The sequence below is a fragment of the Streptomyces sp. NPDC051041 genome (genome assembly GCF_044456065.1).
Classification (GTDB): domain Bacteria; phylum Actinomycetota; class Actinomycetes; order Streptomycetales; family Streptomycetaceae; genus Streptomyces; species Streptomyces glaucus.
The window spans coordinates 156,886-181,313 of sequence record NZ_JBITFM010000002.1; the positions used below are offsets into that span (position 1 = coordinate 156,886).

The 24,428-nt window shown below is 71.7% G+C and carries 23 protein-coding genes; 8 read left to right on the forward strand and 15 right to left on the reverse strand.

The window, feature by feature from the left end; translation table 11 throughout:
- The 14 genes from ACIBAI_RS03955 to ACIBAI_RS04020 form a co-directional block, all read right to left on the reverse strand.
- The coding region (locus ACIBAI_RS03955) for a tetrahydrofolate dehydrogenase/cyclohydrolase catalytic domain-containing protein (RefSeq protein ID WP_399030845.1) at positions 1 to 539 on the reverse strand (539 nt) is incomplete at its 3' end.
- Positions 536 to 979, reverse strand: a complete 444-nt coding sequence (locus ACIBAI_RS03960; protein ID WP_399030846.1) for a hypothetical protein — start codon at positions 977 to 979, stop codon at positions 536 to 538. The genes ACIBAI_RS03955 and ACIBAI_RS03960, both read right to left, overlap by 4 nt.
- 31 nt (positions 980 to 1,010) lie before the next feature.
- Positions 1,011 to 2,369, reverse strand: coding sequence for a hypothetical protein (locus tag ACIBAI_RS03965; protein ID WP_399030847.1), 1,359 nt, complete (start codon positions 2,367 to 2,369; stop codon positions 1,011 to 1,013).
- A 23-nt stretch (positions 2,370 to 2,392) separates the two neighbouring features.
- Complete coding sequence (locus tag ACIBAI_RS03970) at positions 2,393 to 2,788, reverse strand: DUF4913 domain-containing protein (protein WP_399030848.1); 396 nt, start codon at positions 2,786 to 2,788, stop codon at positions 2,393 to 2,395.
- Entirely contained in the window at positions 2,788 to 4,554 is a 1,767-nt protein-coding gene (locus ACIBAI_RS03975) for a TraM recognition domain-containing protein (RefSeq protein WP_399030849.1), read from the reverse strand. Before ACIBAI_RS03975 ends, ACIBAI_RS03970 begins: the two co-directional genes overlap by 1 nt.
- Positions 4,551 to 6,059, reverse strand: coding sequence for an ATP/GTP-binding protein (locus ACIBAI_RS03980; RefSeq protein ID WP_399030850.1), 1,509 nt, complete (start codon positions 6,057 to 6,059; stop codon positions 4,551 to 4,553). Before ACIBAI_RS03980 ends, ACIBAI_RS03975 begins: the two co-directional genes overlap by 4 nt.
- On the reverse strand, positions 6,056 to 7,549 hold the full coding sequence (locus ACIBAI_RS03985) for an SCO6880 family protein (RefSeq protein WP_399030851.1): 1,494 nt from the start codon (positions 7,547 to 7,549) through the stop codon (positions 6,056 to 6,058). The genes ACIBAI_RS03980 and ACIBAI_RS03985 overlap by 4 nt, the downstream gene beginning before the upstream one ends.
- Positions 7,550 to 7,570: 21 nt before the next feature.
- Complete coding sequence (locus tag ACIBAI_RS03990) at positions 7,571 to 8,632, reverse strand: zeta toxin family protein (RefSeq protein ID WP_399030852.1); 1,062 nt, start codon at positions 8,630 to 8,632, stop codon at positions 7,571 to 7,573.
- On the reverse strand, positions 8,629 to 8,874 hold the full coding sequence (locus tag ACIBAI_RS03995) for a hypothetical protein (protein WP_399030853.1): 246 nt from the start codon (positions 8,872 to 8,874) through the stop codon (positions 8,629 to 8,631). Before ACIBAI_RS03995 ends, ACIBAI_RS03990 begins: the two co-directional genes overlap by 4 nt.
- A gap of 60 nt (positions 8,875 to 8,934) precedes the next feature.
- Positions 8,935 to 10,155, reverse strand: coding sequence for a hypothetical protein (locus ACIBAI_RS04000; protein ID WP_399030854.1), 1,221 nt, complete (start codon positions 10,153 to 10,155; stop codon positions 8,935 to 8,937).
- Positions 10,145 to 10,942: a hypothetical protein gene (locus ACIBAI_RS04005; RefSeq protein WP_399030855.1), complete on the reverse strand. Its 798-nt coding sequence runs from the start codon at positions 10,940 to 10,942 to the stop codon at positions 10,145 to 10,147. The genes ACIBAI_RS04000 and ACIBAI_RS04005 overlap by 11 nt, the downstream gene beginning before the upstream one ends.
- 19 nt (positions 10,943 to 10,961) lie before the next feature.
- Positions 10,962 to 11,243, reverse strand: coding sequence for a hypothetical protein (locus ACIBAI_RS04010; protein ID WP_399030856.1), 282 nt, complete (start codon positions 11,241 to 11,243; stop codon positions 10,962 to 10,964).
- 205 nt (positions 11,244 to 11,448) lie between these two features.
- Positions 11,449 to 11,682 carry a hypothetical protein gene (locus ACIBAI_RS04015; protein WP_399030857.1) on the reverse strand — a complete coding sequence of 78 codons (234 nt, stop codon included), beginning with the start codon at positions 11,680 to 11,682 and terminating at the stop codon, positions 11,449 to 11,451.
- A 2-nt stretch (positions 11,683 to 11,684) separates the two neighbouring features.
- Positions 11,685 to 12,110 carry a DUF6668 family protein gene (locus ACIBAI_RS04020; protein ID WP_399030858.1) on the reverse strand — a complete coding sequence of 142 codons (426 nt, stop codon included), beginning with the start codon at positions 12,108 to 12,110 and terminating at the stop codon, positions 11,685 to 11,687.
- Between the two features lie 285 nt (positions 12,111 to 12,395).
- On the opposite strand from ACIBAI_RS04020, the gene ACIBAI_RS04025 reads away from it, so the two are divergent.
- The 7 genes from ACIBAI_RS04025 to tuf all read left to right on the forward strand — a co-directional run bounded on the left by ACIBAI_RS04025 (position 12,396) and on the right by tuf (position 20,563).
- Positions 12,396 to 13,439, forward strand: a complete 1,044-nt coding sequence (locus tag ACIBAI_RS04025) for a peptidoglycan DD-metalloendopeptidase family protein (protein WP_399030859.1) — start codon at positions 12,396 to 12,398, stop codon at positions 13,437 to 13,439.
- A gap of 14 nt (positions 13,440 to 13,453) precedes the next feature.
- On the forward strand, positions 13,454 to 14,128 hold the full coding sequence (locus tag ACIBAI_RS04030; RefSeq protein WP_399030860.1) for a hypothetical protein: 675 nt from the start codon (positions 13,454 to 13,456) through the stop codon (positions 14,126 to 14,128).
- 1,018 nt (positions 14,129 to 15,146) lie between these two features.
- Positions 15,147 to 15,602, forward strand: coding sequence for a hypothetical protein (locus tag ACIBAI_RS04035; protein ID WP_399030861.1), 456 nt, complete (start codon positions 15,147 to 15,149; stop codon positions 15,600 to 15,602).
- Between the two features lie 600 nt (positions 15,603 to 16,202).
- On the forward strand, positions 16,203 to 16,574 hold the full coding sequence (rpsL, locus tag ACIBAI_RS04040) for a 30S ribosomal protein S12 (RefSeq protein WP_003948652.1): 372 nt from the start codon (positions 16,203 to 16,205) through the stop codon (positions 16,572 to 16,574).
- Positions 16,575 to 16,576: 2 nt separating this feature from the next.
- Entirely contained in the window at positions 16,577 to 17,047 is a 471-nt protein-coding gene (gene rpsG / locus ACIBAI_RS04045; protein WP_028420788.1) for a 30S ribosomal protein S7, read from the forward strand.
- 39 nt (positions 17,048 to 17,086) lie between these two features.
- On the forward strand, positions 17,087 to 19,213 hold the full coding sequence (gene fusA / locus ACIBAI_RS04050) for an elongation factor G (RefSeq protein ID WP_399030862.1): 2,127 nt from the start codon (positions 17,087 to 17,089) through the stop codon (positions 19,211 to 19,213).
- A 156-nt stretch (positions 19,214 to 19,369) separates the two neighbouring features.
- A complete protein-coding gene (tuf, locus tag ACIBAI_RS04055; protein WP_344599551.1) occupies positions 19,370 to 20,563 on the forward strand; it encodes an elongation factor Tu in 1,194 nt (397 codons plus the stop codon).
- 347 nt (positions 20,564 to 20,910) lie between these two features.
- Here the strand turns inward: tuf and ACIBAI_RS04060 are convergent, their stop codons facing one another.
- Positions 20,911 to 22,191 (reverse strand): family 16 glycosylhydrolase, encoded by a 1,281-nt coding sequence (locus tag ACIBAI_RS04060; protein WP_399030863.1) that lies wholly within the window; start codon positions 22,189 to 22,191, stop codon positions 20,911 to 20,913.
- 785 nt (positions 22,192 to 22,976) lie between these two features.
- Between ACIBAI_RS04060 and gdhA the strand changes: the two genes are divergently transcribed.
- Positions 22,977 to 24,308 carry an NADP-specific glutamate dehydrogenase gene (gdhA, locus tag ACIBAI_RS04065; RefSeq protein WP_399031360.1) on the forward strand — a complete coding sequence of 444 codons (1,332 nt, stop codon included), beginning with the start codon at positions 22,977 to 22,979 and terminating at the stop codon, positions 24,306 to 24,308.
- The last annotated feature ends 120 nt before the right edge of the window (positions 24,309 to 24,428 follow it).

Here is a 24,428-nt window from a genome sequence, read left to right on the forward strand (position 1 = left end):
TGGCCGTTCTGCCGGAGCAGGCCGACCACGCCCTGGCCGACGAATCCGCGGGCGCCCACCACGGCGATGGCCGGCCCGTCCTGCGCGTACGGTTCGGTGACCCGGTAGATGCCCTCGGCGGTGGCGCAGGCCCGGTAGGGGGAGCGGTCCTTGAGCAGGGCGTCGATGTCCTTGGCGGGGTCCATACGGGCGACAAGGGGTGCCAGCTGTTGTGGCGGCGGATACTGCACGATGATCGCCCGCGTACTCGGGTCCTGGCTGTAGTAGTCGAGGACGTCCGCGAAGTGTCCGATGCGCGCGCCGGGCGGCATGACGACGTGATCGGCACGGAACCCGAGGTGCTCGAAGGCCTTCACCTTCTGCTCGGCCGAGACCCGTGAGGCCTCCAGGCGCGTTTGCCACTCCGCGGGGTCCTCAGGCGAGGCAGTGAAGCGGATGATGGCCACTCGCATGCCGGTCGGTTCGACGGCCGGCCGGTAGTGCTGGTACAGCGAGCGGGCCTGCGCGAGCACATCCCTTCCGGAGACGAGCTCGGTCACCTCTGGTAACCCAGCCGTGTGAGGATCTCCGGCACCGGTGCCAAGGGGTGGCCCTTCAGCAGGGCCGTGACCTCTTGAGCCGTGACCGGCTCATGACCATGCAGGTTCTCCTGGTGGACGCCGCCGACCTCGGTGACGTCCATGCGTGTGAAGGTCTCCGGGCCGCCGGGATCGTAGGACGAGAAGTCACCGAAGTGTGCGATCCAGACCACGTGGCCCAGGTCCGGCGACAGATGTCGCCGCAGTACAGGAAGAGCGGCGTCCGCGACGCTGGGGAAATCCCCGGTGATGCCGCGGTCCGTAGGGTTGTCCGCCAGCTCGGACACGATGACCACGGTTTCCCGGGTGGCGGGGTCGTGGAAGGCGCGTAGGAGCGTGTGCGCCGGACCGGACCAGCGGTTCTGCCAGCGCAGCAGCCGGGTGAGCTGGGGAAGGGACATGTATTCCTCCGGGATCGGTCGGTCCGGGGCGTCACTTGGTGCGGAGCGCCGAGATCAGCAGTCCGCCGGTGTGGTGCGGGGTCAGGAAGACGCCCGTGTCCTTCAGGGTCAGGTCGGGGACGCGGGTGCCCTCGGGGAGGAGCCGGGGGGTGCCGGTGGACAGGTCGACCTCGGCCGTCCGCTCGTTGTCCCTGCGGGTGTCGTCGAGCGTGCCGTAGGCGGTGCCGCCGTCGGCGATCGACCAGATGTACACGCTCGCCTTGCGGTCGTCACCGGCGTCGAGGCAGAAGCCGCTGCGCTGCTGGAGATCGAAGGCGACGGTGCCGGCGGCGACGAAGCGGCCGTCGGGGGAGGCGACCGCCTCGCTTCCGCGCGGATCGTCGCAGACGACGCTGGTCTCCAGTTCGCCGGTGGAGGCGTCGTGCAGGGCGGTGAGGGAATGCAGGACGCTACCGGACTCGGCCTTCCACCGCGTGAAGAGGTGGCCGCCGGTGACGCCCACGAACTCGTTGCTGGCCGCGTCCTCCGGGTACTTGGCGCCGGGCGGGGCCGCGTCGCGGATGTCCCAGCCGCCGGGCATCGACACGGCGTCCTGGGAGTAGTCGGAGACGATCCAGCCCCGGTCGGTCCTGATGCGGCCGATGCTCTCGGCGCAGGCGTCCGCGCAGCGGTCGAGCGTGCCGTTGGTGACGTCCACGGCGACGGCCTTCTGGGCGGTGTCCTCCGCCTCCCAGTGGACCTCCAGGCCCGTGCCGAAGTCGGCCACCCGCAGGTACTCCCTGCCGGGCGCCAGCACCTCGACCGGGATGTCGATCTCGCGGGTGGGAGCCACCGCGCTGCCCGACGCGTCGGCCGGGAAGACCAGCAGGCGGACGGACTGCTCGCCCTTGCTGAGGGCGTCGCCGCCGGTTTCGCCGTGGGCCCACAGCACGACGTACTCACGGCCGTCCTGGACGGTCGTCGCCACCGACGGCAGCTGCACCGAGTGCCCCAGCAGGCCGTTGCCCTCCAGGGGGGCGGGCGGCTCCCAGGGCCGGCTCGTGAAGCGGACCGTGCCGGTGGAGGCGTCCCGCACCTGGACGACGTACCCGTCCTCGGCGGTGTCCACATAGGCGACCGTGTCGCTGCGGGTGCCGACGGCCACCAGGGGCTGCGCCGAGTAGTTCTCCGGCATCCAGTCCAGCGTGTGCTGCCAGCCCCGCTCCGGGTCGTAGGCGGAGGGGACCGTCAGCAGCACCGACGGGCCCTTCGGACCGGGGGAGGCCTCGGCGGAGGGGGTGGCGGAGCGCCCCTTGCCGCCGTCCTCGGCGTCCGGGGAACCGCCCCCGCCGCAGCCGGCCAGCACCAGCGCCGTCAGCGCGATACTCACCACGGATCTCGTCCTGCGCATGTCCCGCACGTCCTCTCGGTGGATCAGTACGGCTCCACCACCGGGATCGCCTTGTCCCGGTGGGAGCCCTCCTTGCAGCCGGCGAACGGCCCGGCGGGGTCGCGCAGTTCGCTCAGCGCCGGGGCCAGGTGATCACGGTGCCATACGGAGGGACCGGTCGCGCCCGCCAGCGGATCGGTCAGCTCCTGCCAGGCGAGCCACAGGGCGTGCAGCCGGGCCACCGCCTCCAGGTGTTCCCACCAGCGCGGACACCAGGGCGCGCCGGAGTGGGTCTCCCGGCCGTACACGGGCAGCAGCAGCGAGTGCACCCAGGTCACCAGCATCCGCAGCTGCTCCTCGTACGCGTCGCCGTCCAGGTACAGGATGAACAGCGGCGCCTGCGGGGCGGGCGGGGCCTGCTCGGGAAGGGGTTCGGACATCAGTGGATGCTCTCCTTGCCGGCGGCGCGTGAGGTGATCGCCTGGATCTCGGCCTGGGCGGCGGACCGGATGCGGTCGGCGTCCGGCTCCTGGTACCAGGGCCGCAGCCGCAGCAGGGCCGGCTTGATGCCGGTTGCCAGCAGCAGGGCGGTGCCCTTGGGCAGGGCTCGGATGCGGTCGGCGGGCAGGATGCGTTCGAGCCGGTAGGACGTCGAGCGGGACCGGCCGTCCTTGCTGCGGGAGTAGCTGACCGTGCTCACATCGTGCTCGCCGACCAGCCGGGAGACCTTCTCGACGAAGTCGGCGTCGTCCAGGCCCGCGCCGAGCAGCTTGATCGTGGCGGCGCCCCACAGCGCGTCCATGCCCGGCTCGCCCCACACCCGTACGCCCTGGCGGTAACTCTGCAGCAGGGTCACGACGTTGATGCCGCGTGAGCCGAAGTGGCTGTAGAGGTCGGGCAGGTCGGAGATCCGGCAGACGTTGGCGGCCTCGTCGAGCACGGCCGTCATGGGCGGGTCGAGCCGGCCGCCCATCCGTTCGGCGGCGACGACACCCGCGCGCAGCACCGAGTCGGCGGCGGCCGCGATCACTCCGGCCGCCGAGCCGCCCCCGTCCTTGGAGAGCAGATAGAGGGTGTCGCGGCTGAGCACATGCGTCTCGGGCCGGAACTGCGGCAGCCGCGGGTCGGGGCTGACCCAGGCCGAGATCCGCGGGTCCAGCAGACAGGCCACGCACTGGCGGGCGGTCTCGTAGATGCCGTCCCGTGTCTCGACCGCGCCCTGGACGGTGCCGCGCAACTGGTCGGCCAGCGCGGTCATGCCCGCGTCGCGCAGCAGGTCGATCGGGGTGCGGTCGGCCGGGTCGGCCAGCCACGCCAGCACCTCGTCGATGCGCCGGCCGCCCCGGCTGGCGGCGTGGAACAGGGCGGTCAGGGTGTTCTGCGCCGCCGAGATCCAGAAGTCCCGCTTGGAGGCGTCGTCGTTGACCGCCCCCACGAAGTGGCCGGCGAGCCGCCGGGCGCCCTCGATGGTGGACGCGTCGGCGAGCATGTCCCACCACATCGCGCGTGGGGTGTGCGCGATGCCCTGCGGGTCGAACGTCCACACCCTGCCGTGGCGTTCGCGCTCGGCCCGGGTGACGCTGTAGACGTCGGCCTTGTTGGAGGTCAGCAGCACGCTGCCGCGGGCACGCAGCACACGCGGCACCGCGATGCCGGTGGACTTGCCGGCCCGCGGGGCCATCAGATGCAGCTCGACGTCCTCGTAGCTGGAGCGCAGCTCGGGGCCGCCCGGCTCCAGGTTCCCCAGCAGATTGCCGGTGTCGTCCGGGTCGAGCCGGCCCGTCCTCGGCAGTGAGGGCCGCAGCTCGCGGGCCCGGGCGGCGGCGCCCTTGGGCAGCAGCGCGGCCAGCTCCCGGCGCCCGGCCAGACCGGTGGTGGAGGTCCTGGTGAACGCCCTGCGCACCAGCATGATCAGGGCGACCACCAGGGCGACGCACACCCCGAGGACCACGGCCATCCCGGCCAGCACCGCCCCGGCGGGGGCCTCCGGCCACAGCGCGGCCGGTCCCTCCCGGGTCAGGGTCACAAAGCTCGACAGGGCGAACGGCGGCGGGTTCCAGCCGCCCCCGGCGACCGCCGCGCCCAGCGAGCCGCCCAGCCAGGCCGCGCAGCACACCACCCCGGCGAGGGCCGCCACGGCCACGATGAGCCAGGGCAGGACGTCGTCGGGACCCAGGGGACCTGAGCGTTTGCGGGGAGCGGTCATCGTGGTTCCCCCGGTTGTCTCGGCACGATCTGCTCGGTGCCGGTCCAGCGGGTGTTGGTGTTGTGCAGTGCCCGCTCGGTGTCGGTGATGGCGACCTTGATGGGGATGCCCGGCCGGCCACCGACCTTGATGAGGAACCGGCCCCGGCCCGGGGGTTCGTCGCTGTCGCCGGTGCCGGCCCAGCCGGGTGGGGACGACCAGGACGACACCAGCTCGATCTCCCGCTCCGACATGTTGACGATCTTGCCCAGTTCCTGCATCTCGGCGCGGGGCAGTCCGGCGCACACCACCATGCCCGCCCGCTCGACGAAGCCGCGCGCCTTGGCCCGGTCGGCCTCGGTGCCGAGCGCCTCCGCGTCCTTCAGGGTGTGGGTGATCTTGGCGTCGCCGAGGCCCAGGGAGCGGTTGAGCCGGGTGAGGGCGTCGATCCGCTCCACGATGCCGGAGGCGGCCCGCAGCGGACGCCACAGCTCGTCCAGGACGGTGAAGAACCAGCGCTGCGGGCCGAGCCCGGCGTCCGCCAGGGCGTGCGCGGCGGCGACCGTGCCGAGCCCGTCGGACCAGGCGGCGAGCATCGCCGCCGCGGTGAGCTGGGTGTCCGCCTCACCGATCCGGGAGATGTCGACGCACACGGCGGGCGAGCTGGGGTCGATCCGGGTCGACGTCTCGGCGGCGAAGGTGTCGCCGAGCGGCCCGTCGAGCACGCCCAGCAGGGAGCGGTGCAGCGGGTCCACCGCCTGCTGGTAGCGGACCCGGTCACCGCGGTCCAGAGTGACCGCCCGCACCCGGTCCGGGCCCTCGTCGAGCACCTTCAGCAGATCCGGCAGCAGCGGGGGCCGGCCCGGCTTGGTGCGGTCGTTGAGGTGGTGCAGACAGGCGGACAGCACCGACTGCTCATGGTCGTCCATCGGCCGTCCGCGCACGATCGTGACCAGCGCCGCGACCATGTTCAGCACACGCCCGTGCGCCTCGGCGGCCAGCACCCGGCCGGCCTCGCCGCCGATCCGCACCGCGGCCTCGCCCATCGCGCCGGGGTCGAGCACGTTGATGCCGCCGACGCCGCGGCCGATGGAGATGACCTGCCCGCCCAGCGCCCGCACGGTGTCCGCGTAGTCGGGCTTGAGGTCGCCGAGCACCAGCGGCACGATGCCGGTCGCGGCCATGCCGATCAGCATCCGGTTGACCAGGGTGGACTTGCCGAGGCCGGGCATGCCGAGCATGAACAGCGACGGGTTGGAGATGTAACGGGCCCGGGTGAACCAGGAGATGGGATCCCCGCACACCGTCGCGCCGGTGTGCAGATGCTGCCCGAGGGGCACGCCCGTCATCGGCGCGCCCGAACCGGCCGCGAACGGCCACAGGCCGCAGGCCTGCACGGTGGTGGCACGCCACATGGACGGCGGGTCCAGATACCCGACCTGGCCTCCGCCCGGGCCGGGCCAGCCCCGCGCCGGTACGACGGGTTCGCGCGGCGGTCGGGCGGCCGGCCGCTGTCGCCTGCTCACAGGGTCTCCCTGAGCTGGTAGGGGATGAGGGTGTACTCCCACGGCAGCAGGCCGACCGGCAGCGTGCAGGTGAACGCCGACGCCTGCATACGGTCCGCGGGGCGCATCAGGATGCGGGAGGACGCCTGGAGGTTGCGCACGGTGATGGAGGCGTCCTGGAGTTCCTCCTCGTTGTCGACGGTGACCGTCACCATCAGGGAGAACTCCACGAGACCGGCGCCGGCGGCCTCCTCGGCCGCGGTCTGCTCGGCCGCGCGGACCTCCGAGGAGGCACGGGCCTGGACCAGGCCCCGGCGGGAACCGGCCATGAAGTGCGCCGCCCTGCGGTCGGCCTCCACGATCCGCGCCGAGGTCGCCGGGTCGATGGGCCGGTAGACCAGCGACACCCGCTTGCGACGCGTGCCGTGCGCGGGCTCCAGCAGGCCGCGCAGCACGCTGGACCGCACGGTGCCGCGCGGCGCGAGGGTCAGCATCCAGGTGCGGGACACCCCGGAGTCGTGCTTGTAGGCGTCGACCGTCTCCACGGCGGCGGCCGGGCCGCAGTCCTCCCAGTCCAGGCCGGTGCTCGCGTGCTGGGCGCGGACGGACAGCACATCGGGCGCGATGGCCGGGTCGTACGCCACCCGGACGATCTCGGCGATGCGCTCCGCGGACAGCGGGGAGGCCGAGCCGCCGCCGGCCGCGACCAGGCCGGACAGCAGACCCGGCAGGCGCATGGACAGGTCGGTGATGACGTCCTCGGGAGCACGCCGCGGACCGGGCCCGGTGCCGTAGGTGAGGGCGATGTAGGTGTGCATCTCGGAGGACGCGGAGGGGTAGCGCTGCACGACCTCCTCCATCACCGCGCGCGCCGCGGCGGGGGCGTCCGGCACGATGCGGGGCAGCACCTCGGCGGCGAGGCGGGTGCCGGTGTCCGGGGCGGTCTCGACGACCACCTGGGCGCCGCGCAGCCCCGGCTCGTGCGACAGCCGGGCCAGCCAGTCGCCCCAGGCGGCGACCCAGATGTCGACCTGCTCGGGGTCGACCAGCGAACCGCCGTCGGGCTCACAGGTGAGCACGATGGTGTAGAGGTTGCGGCCGGGGTGGTGCAGCACCCCGAAAGGGCGGTCGTAGGCGTCCCGGCCTTCCCGCATCTTCACCCGGGAGAGCAGCCCGGGCGGGTGGAACCGGCCGCCGGGACGCCGCGACAGCGGGCCGGAGACATAGGTGTGCGAGCCGTTGGCCCTGCGCTTGATCCAGCCGATCCGGACGGCCAGCAGCTGGTACACGTTGCGGCCGTCCACGGTGCGCAGGGCCAGCGGGCCGAGGAACAGCGCCAGCGGGACGAGGACGACGACGGCCGCGGCGAGGGACACCAGCGAGGCGAGCAGAACGACCACGAGTCCGCCGAAGGCGACAACGGTACCGAGCAGCCCGAGCGGGCCGAGGCCGGGACGGCGGGGCCGCCGCCAGTTCCCGTACGTGGGACGCGTCATGGCGTCGGTGGACATGGGTTTCCTTTCCGGAGGAGGTCAGAGGCTTCGTCCGGGGCCGGGAGGCCGGCGCGGGACGGGCGGCGCGGCAGTGGCCGGCCGGGGACCGGCGGGCTGGGCCGCGATCCGGCCGGGAGGTGCCGAGCGCAGCCGCCCGGCCTCCGAGATCCGGATGACGGTGTCGTCCTGCCGGAAGGCCGGCGCCTGCGCGAGCGGGTTGCGCGTGGCGGCGTCCTGGGCGAACGCGCCCCGGTCGGAGGTGATCAGCGCGGTGACGAGGCCCTTGTCGGCGAGGCGCTCGGCGTTCTCCCGGCCGATGGAGTAGCCGCGGCCGGAGCTGCCCTGCGCGTACAGGTCGCGGATCATGCCCTCGGGCGCCATCCGGCCGCCGTAGGCGTCCAGGCCCTGCTCGTAGCGGATACGGCCGCTCTCCCAGCGGGCGGCGTTCTGCGCCAGGCACTGCTCCAGAGGGACCTCGACGGACAGGACCACGCGCTGGGCGTAGCCGTCGCGCCGGAGGTCGGACAGCAGCCGGGTGTTCTTGTCGAGGTTCTTCAGGGTGGCGTCGTAGAGGAGGTTGTAGCCCTCGCGGCGTGCCCAGACCTCGAACTGGTCCTGGAGATAAGCGGACTCGCGATGTGTCAGCGAGGCCATCTCCGACGGGGCCAGCTCCCGGCCGAACGGCAGGGCCATGGCCCGGGCGTCCAGTCGGGGCAGTCCGCCGTGCTCGAACAGGGCCACCTTGAACTGGTCCGGGTCGAGGACCACATAGCGGTCGAGGTCCACTCCGTGCGCGCGGGCGAGTGCCCGGCCCAGGTCGGTGTCCTGGCCCTGCCACCGGGCGAGACCGGCCTGGGCGCCGCCCTTGCCCGCGCCGGGCGCGCCGGCGGTGAGCAGGACGGCGTGCCCGTCGCGGGGGTGGTCGCGGTACTGGTCCTTGAACTGCTCCAGGATCGCCCGGTGGAGCTGTTCCCGCTCCCTGGTCCACAGGCCGTCGCGGAAGTGGACGCTGCGGGTGTCCCGCGGGCCGGGGGCGAGGTCGCCCCCGGGAGCGATACGGCGTTGCAGCTCCTGGTAGAGCTGCTGGTATTCGCCGGTCATCCGCGGCGGGCCGTGTGACGGCGGTGGATCTCCTCCAGGTCCTCCCTGGTGATGTCCCCGAGGAGGGCTGCGCCGGCCACGACGTCGTAGGTGTTGTCCTGGTGCGACGGCTCGATGTGCCCCTCCTCCCAGTCCGACTCCTCGAAGTCCCAGGCGGCGACGGTCTCGATCATCTCCTCGCGGGGGATCTCGCCGGCGGCGTAGCGCCGGAGGTACTCGCGCAGGGAACGCTGCTCGGACATGGATCTTCCTCTCCTCGGCAGGGTGGGAGGCCGGGGCATGAGCCCCTCACCCACCGGTTCCTACTGGTTGTGGCCCTTGTTGCCGTCGTTGTCGTCGAGGGAGTTGGTCACTTCGTTCGCGGCGGCCAGACCGGCCTGGGCGACCGTCGCCGCGGCCTGGACGGCGATCGTCGCACCGGCGGTGGCCCCGGCGGCGCCCGCGGAGGCCGCACCACCGGCTGCCCCCGCACCGCCCGTGCCGCCCGGGGGCGAGCCGGCACCCGTGGAGGGCGAGCCGGCCGGCGCCTGGTAACCGCCGCCCCGGCTGCCTCCGCCTCCGCCACCGCCCCCGCCGGACAATCCACCGCTCGCGATGTTGATGGCGCCGGTGGCGATGTTGTTCGCGACGTTCATGGCGACTGTGCCGCCCGAAGTGCCGCCCAGTGCGGCGGTCGCCGGGACGACCAGTTTCAGCAGGGCGGGAAGCGCGAACACCGACAGCACGAGTATGCCCATGCCGGCTATGGACTTCTCGAGTTTGTCGCCGCTCTCGTCCTGGGTCATGGCCGTGGCCGAGTAGATGATCAGTGCGGCCGCCGGCTTGTAGAGCATCCAGGCGACGAGCCAGCCGAGGTGCTTCCTCCACCATCCCTCGCCCCAGCCCAGCATCGAGGACGCGGCCGCGATGGGAAGGGTGCCGATCAGCATGATGAGCACGCCGAGGCGGAGGTACATGAGAATGATCTGGACAAAACTCGCCAGCATGATCAGCAGACCGAAGATCAAGATCAGGCCGGGGCTGGCGAGGGTCGTGAACCCGAGGACCGTCTCGGCGGTCTCACCCAGGTTCGCCTTCTCGTACACCTCTTGCGCATAGGCGTCCGAAGCCCGGTACAGCTGGTTGGCCAGCAGGGGGGCGAGGGCGGAGACGAGGATGACCTTCCACAGCCCCATGAACGCCTGCTGCATGGGCTGACCCTTGCGTTCGTAGGCCATCTTGGCCGCCGCGATGAGGAGCGAGGCTACGGCCACGTAGCCGACGATCCAGTCGGTCTCGGCGAGGATGGTATGGAGCCCGGTTTCCCCCTTGGGGTCGAGAGTGCTTTCGCTTCCGGCCTTCAGCCAGACGCCGTTGAGCGCCTTCAGCACCGCGGAGGCGGCCGAGCCGATGGCATTCGCGAAGGCCCCGACCGCCGAGTCCGCTACCGCCTGACCCGCGCCTCGGGTGGCATCGCCTATACATCCGCCGAGATCGGTGGCGCAGTCGAGTATGTCGCCAGGGCCGGGCAGCTCACGAAGCATCCGGAGCTCCCCAGACCGTGAACCCCTCCAGACCGCCCACGGCGGTGGCCGTCTCCAGGAGGGACCCCGAAAGCGTCGGCCGGAGCTTCCAGTCGCCTTCGTCCCAGACGACGGTCACCGTGCCGGCACCGTAACCCCCTTGCGGAACCTGCATCACGAGCATCACGGTGGCCTGCTCCTCGGAGTAGGAGACGATCGAGTAGCCGGCGTAGGTGCCCCTGCTGCCGGGCGGAGCCTTGACCACCGAGTCGTCGGGTTGTTGTGAACGCTTGCGGATGTACGCGTCCCTGGCCGGCCCGGCAGGCATCTGACGGTCCACGACGTCCCGCCAGTTGGTGTCGTCGAACTGGTTGGGGATGATATGGGCCGCCATGACGGCACCCATGGGAGTGTGTGCGAAGCAGGACCATCCGGGTCCGTCGAACTTCAACGGGCCCGCGGTGGCCGACACCGGGACAAGCGAAGAGTTCAGTTGGCGCCACTGGATGTCGGCCGGCGGTTCCGGGCGGGTGTTCTGGTCGCTGTCGTCCGTACGGCAGCCGGCCGGCCGCTGCTCGCCGGTGTCCTGCGGGGCCTCGGCCGTCTCGTCACCGGTCGCCGGCGAGCGCTCCGCGGACTGCCGGGCCGCAGGCGCCCCGTTGTCGTTCCCTTCGCTGGACAGGACGGCGATGCCCCCGATCAGGGCCATCGCGATCAGGAACGCGGCCGAGATCTGCCAGCCCCGCTGCTGCCAGAAGGGCTTCTCCCACTCTCCGCTTGTCCCTCGTGACCGGCCGGAGGCCATCATGATTCGGGCTCCTTCCGGTTCAGGCGAAGACGAAGGTCACAAGGGGGCCCGCGGTGGCCACCAGGACACAGCCGCCGAGCACCATGCCCAGTCGGCCCATGTGCTCCGAGCCTTCGCCGCGGCGCATGGAGATCGCCATCATGGCGCCGGTGATCAGCACGCCGGCCACACCGGCCGCCGTGCCCACCCATGCCACGATGCCGAGGACGTCGTTGACCTTGTCGGCCAGCTCGGGGGGCGCATTCCTCCCCGGCTGCGGCACGGGATCGGCCAGGAAGTAGTCACGCGCCTTGCTGAACATCTCGTCTCCCCGATTTCGATCGGCTCGTCCGCCGACGGCCTGCTGTGTGGTGGTGCGTTTCGCATGCAACGGCCGGTGCGGCTGCGGCCGTTGATCCTGGTGCGATCATGTTTCCAGTCGCCACTGACACCAAGACATATGGCCGGCTGGGGCCCGGTCGGTGGCATGTTCGTGACGTTTGCTGCGAAGCCGTGTCATGGGCCGTTCAGCGCAGCAGGAACTTCACGAGGGGTCCCGCGGTGGCCCCGATGATGCACGCCCCCATGACGGTGGCGAACTGCACCAGATGCTCGTCGCCCTGTCCGGACCGCAACGAGATCGCCATCCGCGTCCCGACGATCAGCAGCCCGAACACCGCGGCGGCCGTGACCAGCCAGGCGATGTATCCCAGGACCGTGTTCAACGGGTCGGTCACGTTTCGGCCGACGGCCAACATCATGTTCAACTCTTGCTCTCCGGCGGTTGGTTCGTCTCACTGGTCAGTCGGCTCAGCGACGCCGTCTCGCGCGGCGGCGGGACGGTGAGGTCACCGATGCGCCACCCGGGCACCCACGGCACTCGGTGGACCTCGACCACCGAGGAGATCACCTTGACGCGCCGGGTGAGGTCGCGCGGCAGCCGCCCCGGCGCGTCGGCGACCAGCACCGCCCCGGCGACCTCCACTCCGGCCGGGTGCTCACCCGTCCTGATCCTGTCCAGCGCTCTGGACAGAGCCTGCAGCCCCGCGGCGTGCGTGCGGGCGACCAGGAGCACCGAATCCGGCTCGCCGTGTTCCGGCCGAGGCCACTCCCGCCCCAGGTCGACGCCGCCGAAGACGGCCGCCAGGGTGGAGGTGCCCGCCCCTCCGTGCGCACCGACCCAGGCCAACTGCCGTGGCGGCTGAGGTGCTCGATCCGGTCGTGGGGAGGGCGGGGGCGGCGCCGGGCCGACCGGCCCACGCGTCCAGACCTCGGGCCCAGCGGGCACGTGAGATTCCATGCGTGTCCTCCCCCCGGGACGTGTACGCCGCTGATCCTTACTCAGAATCCAACTCCGGTAACTTACCGCGAGTCCCTGGGGCACGTTTGTGACACTGCCGTGACGCGTGCACCTCACTCACGCACAACACTCAACCGGGCAACGGGATCTGCGATGCGACTCTGAGGGGAGCGGATGTCCAACAACGGGGGAGGCGCCCTGCCTTGGGTGATAGGCGGCGCCATCGCGGCCGTCTTCACACCAGTGATCCTCTTCGTCGGAGTGAGCGGAGGCTCCGCCGGTGCGGAGCCTCCGGCTCCCGGCACCGGAGCGCTCGACCCCGGTTCCGTGCCGCCCGAGTACCTGACCTGGGTGCTCAAGGCCGGTTCCATGTGCTCCCAGGTCACGGCACCCGTCATCGCGGCGCAGATCGAGGCGGAGTCCAACTGGGGCCCCGACCGGGTCTCCCCGGTCGGGGCCCAGGGCCTGTCGCAGTTCATGCCCGGCACCTGGCGGACCTGGGGCCGCGACGACGACGGCAACGGACGCGCCTCGCCGTTCGACCCCGGCGACGCGATCATGGCCCAGGGCCGCTACGACTGCTACCTCGCGGGGGAGGTAACCCGCTACAAGAACCAGGGCCGCGCCAGCGGACCCACCCTGGACCTGACCCTCGCCGCCTACAACGCCGGCCCCGGCGCGGTCGAGCAGTACGGAGGCGTGCCTCCCTACCAGGAGACACAGGGCTACGTCGCCAGGATCAAGTCCCTGATACCGAAGTACGAGAGCGTCGACGCCCCGGGCGGTGGCGGCGGACAGCTCCCCGCGGGCAAGCAGATGGCGATGCCGCTCGCGGGCAACCCGCCGGTCACGTCACCGTACGGCTGGCGCATGCACCCGACGCTGCACGTGCGCAAGCTCCACACGGGCATCGACTTCGGGGCGGCGTCGGGGACCCCGGTCCTCGCCGCCCGGGCCGGCACGGTCACCTTCGCCGGCTGGCAGAAGGGATACGGCAACCGTGTGGAGATCTCGCACGGAACCATCGACGGCAAGCGGATCGTGACGACGTACAACCACCAGTCCGCGATCCGCGTGTCCGTGGGACAGAAGGTCCAGGTCGGGACGACCGTCGGACTGGTCGGCTCGACCGGCTACTCCACCGGCGCGCACCTGCACTTCGAGGTCGAGCAGAACGGCGAGTACGTCGACCCGGCGCCCTGGCTGGGGATCGGCTGATGAGAGGGACGGCGATGACGACCAGGAACAGGGCCGTCGCGGTGCTGCTCACCTCCGCGACCGGGCTGGCCCTGCTGGCGGGCTGCGGCCTGCGCGACTACCGGGAGGACCCCCCGGGCGGCGACGGCGGCACGCCCGCCGCGTCCTCCTTCACCCCCAAGGCCCCGCTTCCCCCGGGCAGAGCGCTCGACGCCGACGCCCGCGTGCCGGCCCCGCCCCGGGTGGACGAGTCGGACGCCACCGCCGTGGCCGAGGCCTGGGCCGGGACCGCCTACAGCCACGACACCGCCTACGACACCAGCCCGCACGACGCGGCGCTGCGGGCCGCCCGCTTCCTCACGCCCCAGCGCGCGGCGGCGCTGCGCGAGTACCGGCCGGTGAGCGGCCCGGGCGACCAGTGGAACACCTGGGCCGGCCACCGCGCCTGGACCACCGTCGACGTGGCGGCGGACCTGGACGGCGACGCGCCGCCCGACGCCGCGCGGGAGGCGTACCGCGGGCTGTTCGTCGAGGGAGAGGCCCACGGGCGGGACGGCTGGCAGGGCGAGGGCCCACGGGTCAACGTCTTCGTGAAGCTCACCCGCGTCGGGCCGGGCCGGCCCTGGCGGGTCGCCGACGTCACCGTGGTCGAGGCGGCCGTCCCGCCCAGCGCCTCGCCCTCGGCCACCGCACCGGACAGCAACGAGTGAGGAACCGATGTCCCCCTTCAGCAGGCGCCGGCGGAAGACCGGGCCCGTGCCTCCCGCCCCGGCGCCGATCGATGTCCGTGTCACGGCCGACGGCACCGCGGAGGTGGGCGGCATGCCCGTCGTCGCGGGCGAGGGAGAGCAGCCCCAGGACGCCGTCCTCGACTACCTCCACCGGCTCGCCCTGGCGACCGGCCACGCCGTCCGCGCCTCGGTCCGCGACGAACGCATCCGGTACGTCACCGCGATCCAGGTCCACCTGGACGGCTCCAGCCGGTTCACCTCGCCTCCGATCCCCCTGCCTCCGGCCGGCCCCGGCCCCCTGGGCACGGCGGGCGTGCCGGAGCCGTGGGGCGAGACGGAGCCGCCGGCACGGGTGCCGGCGGCGGGGACCGCGGTATCCGCCCCGGACGCTGGCGCAACGGCACGGACTCCCGCCCGCCCGGAGCGCCGACCGGAGCCCGGGCCGACACCGGACCACCGCCCGACGACGGGCCCGGCGAAGACGCGGGCCGGGGCAGGGGCGGAGGCTGCTGCCCGTCCTGAGCCGCAGCCCGGGTCCGGGTCGGGCGCAGCGGCTCCGGTGCGGGAGCCGGGTGAGGCGCCTGCGGTGCGGCTCCCGGACTCCCCGGGTGAGGGGGAGGCCGCCGCGCGTCCCGAGCCGGAGCAGCCCGGGGCGCATACGGACCAGGGTCCGGGGGCCGCCCCGCCCCGGCCGGCCGTGCCTGGCTCCGAACCGGCCACGCAGGTGCTGTTCGCACGGCAGGTCCCGCCCGTCCCGCCCGCCCTGTCGGTGCTGCCCGCCGTGTCGGTCCCGGCGGCCGGCCCGGCCTCGTCGGACGAGCCGGGCGCACCTGCCGCGCGGGTCCCGTCCACGCCATCGGCCGGACCTGGCGAGCCGGGCCAGGCCCCCGCGCCCCTTCCTCCGGCAACCGGCCCCGCCCCGGCCAGGCCCGAACCCCCCACCCTCGCCCTCGCGCGCGACGCCGCCCCGGCCGCCGCCACTCCGCAGGCGCCCCCCGTGAGCCCCTCCCTCCTCGCCGAGCCCGTCGCCCGTATCAACGAGGCCCTCAGCCGCGGCCGTATCGAGTTCGCCGCCTCGCTGGCGCAGCAGAGCATCGCGGACGCGTCGGCGCGGTTCGGGCACGAGCACCCCGAGGTGCTGCGGCTGCGGGAGCTGGGCGCGTACGTGGCGTACCGGGCGAACGACGGCGCCCGGGCGTTCCGGGCGTCGATGGAGGCGGCCCGCGTGTGGTGGCGCAGGAAGGACCCGCAGGCCCTTCAGAACGTGCTCAACGCGGCGGCGGCCTGGCGCCTCGTGACCGACCCCGCGCAGGGGCTGCTGCTCGGCGAGGAGCTGATCGGCCTCTGGGAGGAGATCGTCGGCGAGCTGCCGGGCAGCGACGACGGCCATCTCGCGGGCGCCCGGGCCCGGATGGAGCGCCTGGCCCAGCGCGCCGGGAGGTCCGCCGGCTGAGCGCCGGTCCCGGGCGGGCGGGGGAGACCCCGTGCCCGCCCGGGACCGGCCCTGCCGCCGGGCGGGACGCCCCGGCCGGGACGCACGGTGGAAGCACGACCGGACCCGGTGGGTCGCACAGCCGGTCGCTCGGGCGGTCGCACACTCGATTCGCGCGGCCGGTCCCACGATCGGACATGCCCCGGTCGGCAGCCGGTCGCACCCTTGGTCGACACCGGTCACCCCCCCGGTCCCGCAGCCGCCCGCACGACGGCAAGCCAGGCTGCGACTGTCCACCGGCCCGCCCGTGGGACCACTCCCGGCGCGAGCCCACCGCACCCCGGACCCCGCGCCCCCGCCCCCGGAGGGCCCCCGCGCGGAGCCCCCGGGCATTTGTTTTGACCCAGATCCATGCTGTAGGTACGCTCAGACCTTGTGCCTGGGGTGTGCCCTGGCTCCGGTGCGTGCCTTCAACCGCATAGGGAGCCGTGACCGGCCACCGTAATCCGTGCCCTTTTCGCCCCTGCGGCGGGAGCCCGCACGATTCGACACACCCGACCGCGTGGGTCGGCGACGTTCCAGGTTAGCTGTACCCATCGGCACACAGAAACCGGAGAAGTAGTGCCTACGATCCAGCAGCTGGTCCGCAAGGGCCGGCAGGACAAGGTCGAGAAGAACAAGACGCCCGCACTCGAGGGTTCCCCTCAGCGTCGCGGCGTCTGCACGCGTGTGTTCACGACCACCCCGAAGAAGCCGAACTCGGCCCTGCGCAAGGTCGCGCGTGTGCGTCTGACCAGCGGGATCGAGGTCACGGCCTACATTCCGGGTGAGGGACACAACCTGCAGGAGCACTCCATCGTGCTCGTGCGCGGCGGCCGTGTGAAGGACCTGCCGGGTGTTCGTTACAAGATCATCCGTGGCTCCCTCGACACCCAGGGTGTCAAGAACCGCAAGCAGGCCCGCAGCCGTTACGGCGCCAAGAAGGAGAAGTAAGAATGCCTCGTAAGGGCCCCGCCCCGAAGCGCCCGGTCATCATCGACCCGGTCTACGGCTCTCCTCTGGTGACCAGCCTGATCAACAAGGTGCTGCTGAACGGCAAGCGCTCCACCGCCGAGCGCATCGTCTACGGCGCCATGGAGGGCCTGCGCGACAAGACCGGCAACGACCCGGTCATCACGCTCAAGCGCGCTCTGGAGAACATCAAGCCGACCCTCGAGGTCAAGTCCCGCCGTGTCGGTGGCGCCACCTACCAGGTCCCGGTCGAGGTCAAGCCCGGCCGTGCCAACACCCTGGCGCTGCGCTGGCTCGTCGGTTACGCCCGCGCTCGTCGTGAGAAGACCATGACCGAGCGTCTGCTCAACGAGCTCCTCGACGCCAGCAACGGCCTCGGCGCCGCTGTGAAGAAGCGCGAGGACACGCACAAGATGGCCGAGTCCAACAAGGCCTTCGCGCACTACCGCTGGTAGTCGGAACCCCTTCGAGAACCGAGAGAAGACTGAAGCCTTATGGCTACCACTTCGCTTGACCTGGCCAGGGTGCGGAACATCGGCATCATGGCCCACATCGACGCGGGCAAGACGACCACCACCGAGCGGATCCTGTTCTACACCGGTGTGTCCTACAAGATCGGTGAGGTCCACGACGGCGCTGCCACCATGGACTGGATGGAGCAGGAGCAGGAGCGTGGCATCACGATCACCTCTGCTGCCACCACCTGCCACTGGTCGCTGGACGACGTCGACCACACCATCAACATCATCGACACGCCGGGTCACGTCGACTTCACCGTCGAGGTGGAGCGCTCCCTGCGCGTGCTCGACGGTGCCGTGACGGTGTTCGACGGCGTCGCCGGCGTCGAGCCGCAGTCCGAGACGGTGTGGCGTCAGGCGGACCGCTACGGCGTTCCGCGCATCTGCTTCGTCAACAAGCTCGACCGCACCGGTGCCGAGTTCCACCGCTGCGTCGACATGATCAGCGACCGCCTGGGCGCGCAGCCGCTCGTCATGCAGCTGCCGATCGGCGCCGAGGCCGACTTCAAGGGCGTCGTGGACCTGGTCCGCATGAAGGCCCTGGTCTGGTCCGCGGAAGCGACCAAGGGCGAGATGTACGACGTCGTCGACATCCCGGCCACGCACACCGAGGCCGCCGAGGAGTGGCGCGGCAAGCTGCTCGAGGCCGTCGCCGAGAACGACGAGGAGATGATGGAGCTGTACCTGGAGGGCGAGGAGCCCTCCGAGGAGCAGCTGTACGCGGCGATCCGCCGCATCACCATCGCCTCCGGCAAGGGCCAGGGCACCACGGTGACCCCGGTCTTCTGCGGCACCGCCTTCAAGAACAAGGGCGTCCAGCCCCTGCTCGACGCGGTCGTGCGCTACCTGCCGTCCCCGGTCGACATCGAGGCCATCGAGGGCCACGACGTCAAGGACCCGGAGACGGTCATCACGCGCAAGCCGTCCGACGAGGAGCCGCTCGCCGCGCTGGCGTTCAAGATCATGAGCGACCCGCACCTCGGCAAGCTCACCTTCGTCCGCGTGTACTCCGGCCGCCTGGAGTCCGGCACCTCGGTGCTGAACTCCGTCAAGGGCAAGAAGGAGCGCATCGGCAAGATCTACCGCATGCACGCCAACAAGCGTGAGGAGATCGACTCGGTGGGCGCCGGCGACATCGTCGCCGTCATGGGTCTGAAGCAGACCACCACCGGCGAGACGCTCTGCGACGACAAGGCCCCGGTGATCCTGGAGTCCATGGACTTCCCGGCGCCGGTCATCCAGGTCGCCATCGAGCCGAAGTCGAAGGGCGACCAGGAGAAGCTGGGCGTCGCGATCCAGCGCCTGGCCGAGGAGGACCCGTCCTTCCAGGTCCACTCCGACGAGGAGACCGGCCAGACCATCATCGGCGGCATGGGCGAGCTGCACCTCGAGGTGCTGGTCGACCGTATGCGCCGTGAGTTCAAGGTCGAGGCCAACGTCGGCAAGCCGCAGGTCGCGTACCGCGAGACGATCCGCAAGTCGGTCGAGAAGGTCGAGTACACCCACAAGAAGCAGACCGGTGGTACCGGTCAGTTCGGTAGGGTCATCATCTCGGTCGAGCCGATCGAGGGCAGCGACACCTCGTACGAGTTCGTGAACCAGGTGACCGGTGGTCGCATCCCGAAGGAGTACATCCCCTCGGTCGACGCCGGCTGCCAGGAGGCGATGCAGTTCGGCATCCTCGCGGGCTACGAGATGACCGGTGTCCGGGTCACCCTGCTCGACGGTGCCTACCACGAGGTCGACTCCTCCGAGCTCGCCTTCAAGATCGCCGGTTCGCAGGCCTTCAAGGAGGCCGCGCGCAAGGCCAGCCCCGTTCTCCTGGAGCCGATGATGGCCGTCGAGGTCACCACGCCCGAGGACTACATGGGCGACGTCATCGGCGACATCAACTCCCGCCGTGGCCAGATCCAGGCCATGGAGGAGCGGGCCGGTGCCCGCGTCGTGAAGGGCCTCGTGCCCCTGTCGGAGATGTTCGGCTACGTCGGAGACCTCCGCAGCAAGACGTCGGGTCGCGCAAGCTACTCGATGCAGTTCGACTCCTACGCCGAGGTTCCGCGGAACGTCGCCGAGGAGATCATCGCGAAGGCCAAGGGCGAGTAACGGACCCCGTCCGAACGCCGTAGGCTTGACTCCGGAGCCTCGTGGGGCAAACACCCGCAATCGTGGGGGTTTGCCCCGGGGATCCGGGCCATCCAGCAAAGATCACCTGGCGCCGATGAAGTAAGGCGTACAGAACCACTCCACAGGAGGACCCCAGTGGCGAAGGCGAAGTTCGAGCGGACTAAGCCGCACGTCAACATCGGCACCATCGGTCACATCGACCACGGTAAGACGACCCTCACGGCCGCCATTACCAAGGTGCTGCACGACGCGTACCCGGACCTGAACGAGGCCACCCCGTTCGACAACATCGACAAGGCGCCCGAGGAGCGCCAGCGCGGTATCACCATCTCCATCGCGCACGTCGAGTACCAGACCGAGGCGCGTCACTACGCCCACGTCGACTGCCCGGGTCACGCGGACTACATCAAGAACATGATCACCGGTGCCGCGCAGATGGACGGCGCGATCCTGGTGGTCGCCGCCACCGACGGCCCGATGCCGCAGACCAAGGAGCACGTGCTCCTGGCCCGCCAGGTCGGCGTTCCGTACATCGTGGTCGCCCTGAACAAGGCCGACATGGTGGACGACGAGGAGATCCTGGAGCTCGTCGAGCTCGAGGTCCGTGAGCTCCTCACCGAGTACGAGTTCCCGGGCGACGACGTCCCGGTCGTCAAGGTCTCCGCTCTGAAGGCGCTCGAGGGCGACAAGGAGTGGACGCAGTCCGTCCTGGACCTCATGAACGCCGTCGACACCGCCATCCCGGAGCCGGAGCGCGACGTCGACAAGCCGTTCCTGATGCCGATCGAGGACGTCTTCACCATCACCGGTCGCGGTACGGTCGTCACCGGCCGTATCGAGCGCGGTGTCCTCAAGGTGAACGAGGAAGTCGAGATCATCGGCATCAAGCAGGAGAAGACCAAGACCACGGTCACCGGCATCGAGATGTTCCGGAAGCTCCTCGACGAGGGCCAGGCCGGTGAGAACGTCGGTCTGCTCCTCCGCGGCATCAAGCGCGAGGACGTCGAGCGCGGCCAGGTCATCATCAAGCCGGGCTCGGTCACCCCGCACACCGAGTTCGAGGCGCAGGCCTACATCCTCTCCAAGGACGAGGGTGGCCGCCACACGCCGTTCTTCAACAACTACCGTCCGCAGTTCTACTTCCGTACGACGGACGTGACCGGCGTCGTGACCCTCCCCGAGGGCACCGAGATGGTCATGCCGGGTGACAACACCGAGATGAAGGTGGAGCTCATCCAGCCCGTCGCCATGGAGGAGGGCCTGAAGTTCGCCATCCGCGAGGGTGGCCGCACGGTGGGCGCCGGCCAGGTCACCAAGATCCTGAAGTAAGTTCCGCTTGCTTTGAGGGTCGCCTGACCTCACAGGCCTGGGAGGGCCCGTACGACTCCGGTCGTACGGGCCCTCTCGTGTTTCCGCGTGCCGGGGTGAGGGCGCGTGCGGGCGCGGATGCCCGCGCGGGGTCCGGGTGCGGTGCCCGCGCGGGCTGCTCGTACGGGCGCCGTCGGTGCGGGTGTCCCGGGCGGGCGCGCGGCCGTACCGCCGCGGGCGGGGACGAGGGCCGGGCGGAGGACGGGGGGTGAGGGACGAGGGGCGGAGACGGCGACGCCCCCGGCTCGTGGGGAGCCGGGGGCGTCGGTGTGGGGGGATGTGGGGGGTGGAGCGTGGGGGTCAGGGGGTCAGCCGACCGTCCACTTCTGGTTGGCGCCGCCGGTGCACGTCCAGATCTGGAGCGGGGTGCCGTCGGCCGCCGAGTTGCCCTTGGCGTCCAGGCACTTGTCCGCGCCGACGTTGACGAGGTCGCGCGCGGCCGTGTGCACCCACTGCTGGGCCCTGGTGCCGTTGCAGGTGTAGAGCTGGACCGCGGCTCCGTCGGCGGTGGATCCGCCGCGCACGTCGAGGCACTTGCCGAGGGCGCGTACGGTGCCGTCGCCGCCGAGGGTCCACTTCTGGGCGTCGACGCCGGTGCAGTCGTGGAGCTGGATGGGCGTGCCGTCGGCCGTCGAGGCGCCGGCGACGTCGACGCACATGCCGCCGATGCCCCTGATGGCGCCGGTCTTCGAGGCGCCCCCGCCGCCGGAGCCGTCGGAGGCCGAGACGCGGACGTAGTCCACGGTCATCGTCTGCGGGAACCGCGTGTTCGCGTCCGGGCTGCCGGGCCAGTTGCCGCCGACGGCGAGGTTGAGGATCAGGAAGAACGGGTGGTCGTAGACCCACTTCTTGCCGCCCAGGTCGGCCGGGGTGCGGGTCTGGTAGGTCTGCCCGTCGACGGACCAGGTGATCTTCTCGGGGCTCCAGTCCACGGCGAAGACGTGGAAGTCGTCGGCGAAGGCCCGGCCGCCCGGGAGCGTGTACGCCGCGCCTATGCCGCCGCCGCCGGAGTAGCCGGGGCCGTGCAGGGTGCCGTGGACGACGCCGGGCTCGTAGCCGACGTTCTCCATGATGTCGATCTCGCCGCTGTTCGGCCATCCGACGCTGCCCAGGTCGTTCCCGAGCATCCAGAACGCGGGCCACATGCCCTGGCCCCGCGGCACCTTGATCCGGGCCTCGAAGTGGCCGTAGGCCTGCGTGAAGGTCCTGGCGGTGTTGAGCCGGGCGGAGGTGTACTGGCAGGCGCCGTACCAGCACTGGAGCCCGGGGTCGGTGTTCTTGCGCGCGGTGATGACGAGGTTGCCGTTGCCGTCGAGGGCGACGTTGTCCCTGCTGTTCGTGTAGTACTGCAGCTCGTTGTTGCCGTTGCCGGAGCCGCCGGTCTCCACGGTCCACTTGGCCGGGTCCGGCGCGCTGCCGGCGGCGCCGTTGAACTCGTCGGACCAGGTCACTGCGGTGGGGGCGGCGGTCGCGGCGTCGGCCTCGTGGGCGGACGGGCCCGCCGTGGTCAGGGCGAGCGCGGCGGCGGAGGCGCAGACCAGCGGGACGAGCCGGCCGAGCGACCACCGGCGTGCGCGATGAGCAGCCATGGCTGAACACACCTTGTCTGTGGGGTTGGTCGTGGGGGGTTCCCCCGGGGTGCCGGGGAGCGGTCGAGGCTGTCGACCGTGGGGGGATGCTACGGACGGCTCAGCGCGCGGCCAACTGCCCGATTGATCCCTCAACTGCCTGTGACCTGGGCGGACTTGGGCGGCACGGGCTGATCGACGGATCGCTTAATGCGTGTTTAAGGCGGCCTTAATCCCGGCCTCGGCAACCCGGGGCGACGCCTGTGCCGCGACCGCGCCCCGCCCCGTCCGCGTCCGCCGCTCCGGCCGCGTCCGCCGCTCCGGCCGCGTCCCGGACCCCGGAGCTTCCGGGACGCGGCCGGACGGCCGGCAATCGCCCGGAGCGCGTGGGCCGGCTCTCCCGCGCACGGCTCAGGAAGGCGGCCGCCCGGCGGCACGCGCCCGCTCCCGGTCGTATACGGCAGCGGGCGCCCCGGTGCGGCGCGATGCCGCCGTCCTGACGCGGGACGGCGGGGCCGTCACCCGTGGCGTGCCCGGTTCCCCGCCCGTCCTCAGGGCCTGTCGGCCCGCGGTCCGCCGTCCCGCGTCCCGTGCTCCGGGTCTCGGATGGCGGACGGATGCGTGAGCTCTTGCCTTTCCGGTTTACACAGGGGTAACACTGGAAAGTCGGCCGCTTCCGGGCACTCGCTCCCGGCGGCCGCTGTCCTGCGCGCGGCAATGGCGCCGAGCGCCCCCCACCGGACCGTTCCCGGTGTCCGCCCGCGCCAGAAAGGGATTCCGTGGCCACACGACCCGACCCCAGGACCATGCTCGACCGGCTGCGCGCCGAGGTCGAGCGCCGCAACCCGGCGGAGCCGGAGTTCCACCAGGCCGCACGCGAGGTGCTGGAGACGCTGGCGCCGGTGCTCGCGGCACGGCCCGAGTACGCGGAGCCCGGACTCGTCGAGCGGCTCGTCGAGCCGGAGCGGCAGATCATCTTCCGGGTGCCGTGGCAGGACGACACCGGCCGGGTGCACGTCAACCGCGGCTTCCGGATCGAGTTCAACAGCGCCCTCGGCCCGTACAAGGGCGGCCTGCGCTTCCACCCCTCCGTGAACCTCGGGATCATCAAGTTCCTCGGGTTCGAGCAGATCTTCAAGAACGCGCTGACCGGGCTCGGCATCGGCGGCGGCAAGGGCGGCAGCGACTTCGACCCGCAGGGGCGCAGCGACGCGGAGGTCATGCGCTTCTGCCAGTCCTTCATGACCGAGCTGCACCGGCACATCGGCGAGTACACCGACATCCCGGCCGGTGACATCGGCGTCGGCGCCCGCGAGATCGGCTACCTGTTCGGCCAGTACCGGCGGATCACCAACCGCTGGGAGGGCGGCGTGCTGACCGGCAAGAGCGCCGGCTGGGGCGGCTCGCTGATCCGCCCGGAGGCGACCGGGTACGGCAACGTGCTGTTCGCGGAGGCGATGCTGCGTGCCCGCGGCGAGGACCTGGAGGGGCAGACGGCGGTCGTCTCCGGCTCCGGCAACGTCGCGATCTACACCGTCCAGAAGCTGGCGGCCCTCGGCGCCAACCCGGTGACCTGCTCCGACTCCAGCGGCTACGTCGTCGACGAGAAGGGCATCGACGTGGAGCTGCTGCGCCAGGTCAAGGAGGTCGAACGCGGCCGGGTGAGCGACTACGCGGAGCGCCGGGGCGCCTCCGCCCGGTTCGTGCCCGGCGGGCGGGTCTGGGAGGTCCCGGCCGACGTCGCCCTGCCGTCCGCGACCCAGAACGAGCTGAACGCCGCCGACGCCGCGATCCTCATCCGCAACGGCGTGAAGGCGGTCTCCGAGGGCGCGAACATGCCCACGACGCCGGAGGCCGTACAGCTGCTGCAGGAGGCCGGCGTCGCCTTCGGCCCCGGCAAGGCGGCCAACGCGGGCGGGGTCGCGGTCAGCGCCCTGGAGATGACGCAGAACGCCTCGCGCACGTCGTGGAAGGCCGACCAGGTCGAGAACGAGCTGGCCCGCATCATGACCGACATCCACACCACCTGCGCCGAGACCGCCGAGCGCTACGGCGCCCCCGGCGACTACGTGACCGGCGCGAACATCGCCGGCTTCGAGCGGGTGGCGGACGCGATGCTGGCGCAGGGCGTCATCTGACGGAATCCGAAGGGGGAGGCCGGGAAGGAGCCGCGGGACAAGGCCCTTCCCGGCCTCCCCGCGGTGTGCCGGGCGGGCACCGGGGCGGCGCCGGGCGCGGCGCTCGGGCGGCGGACGGGC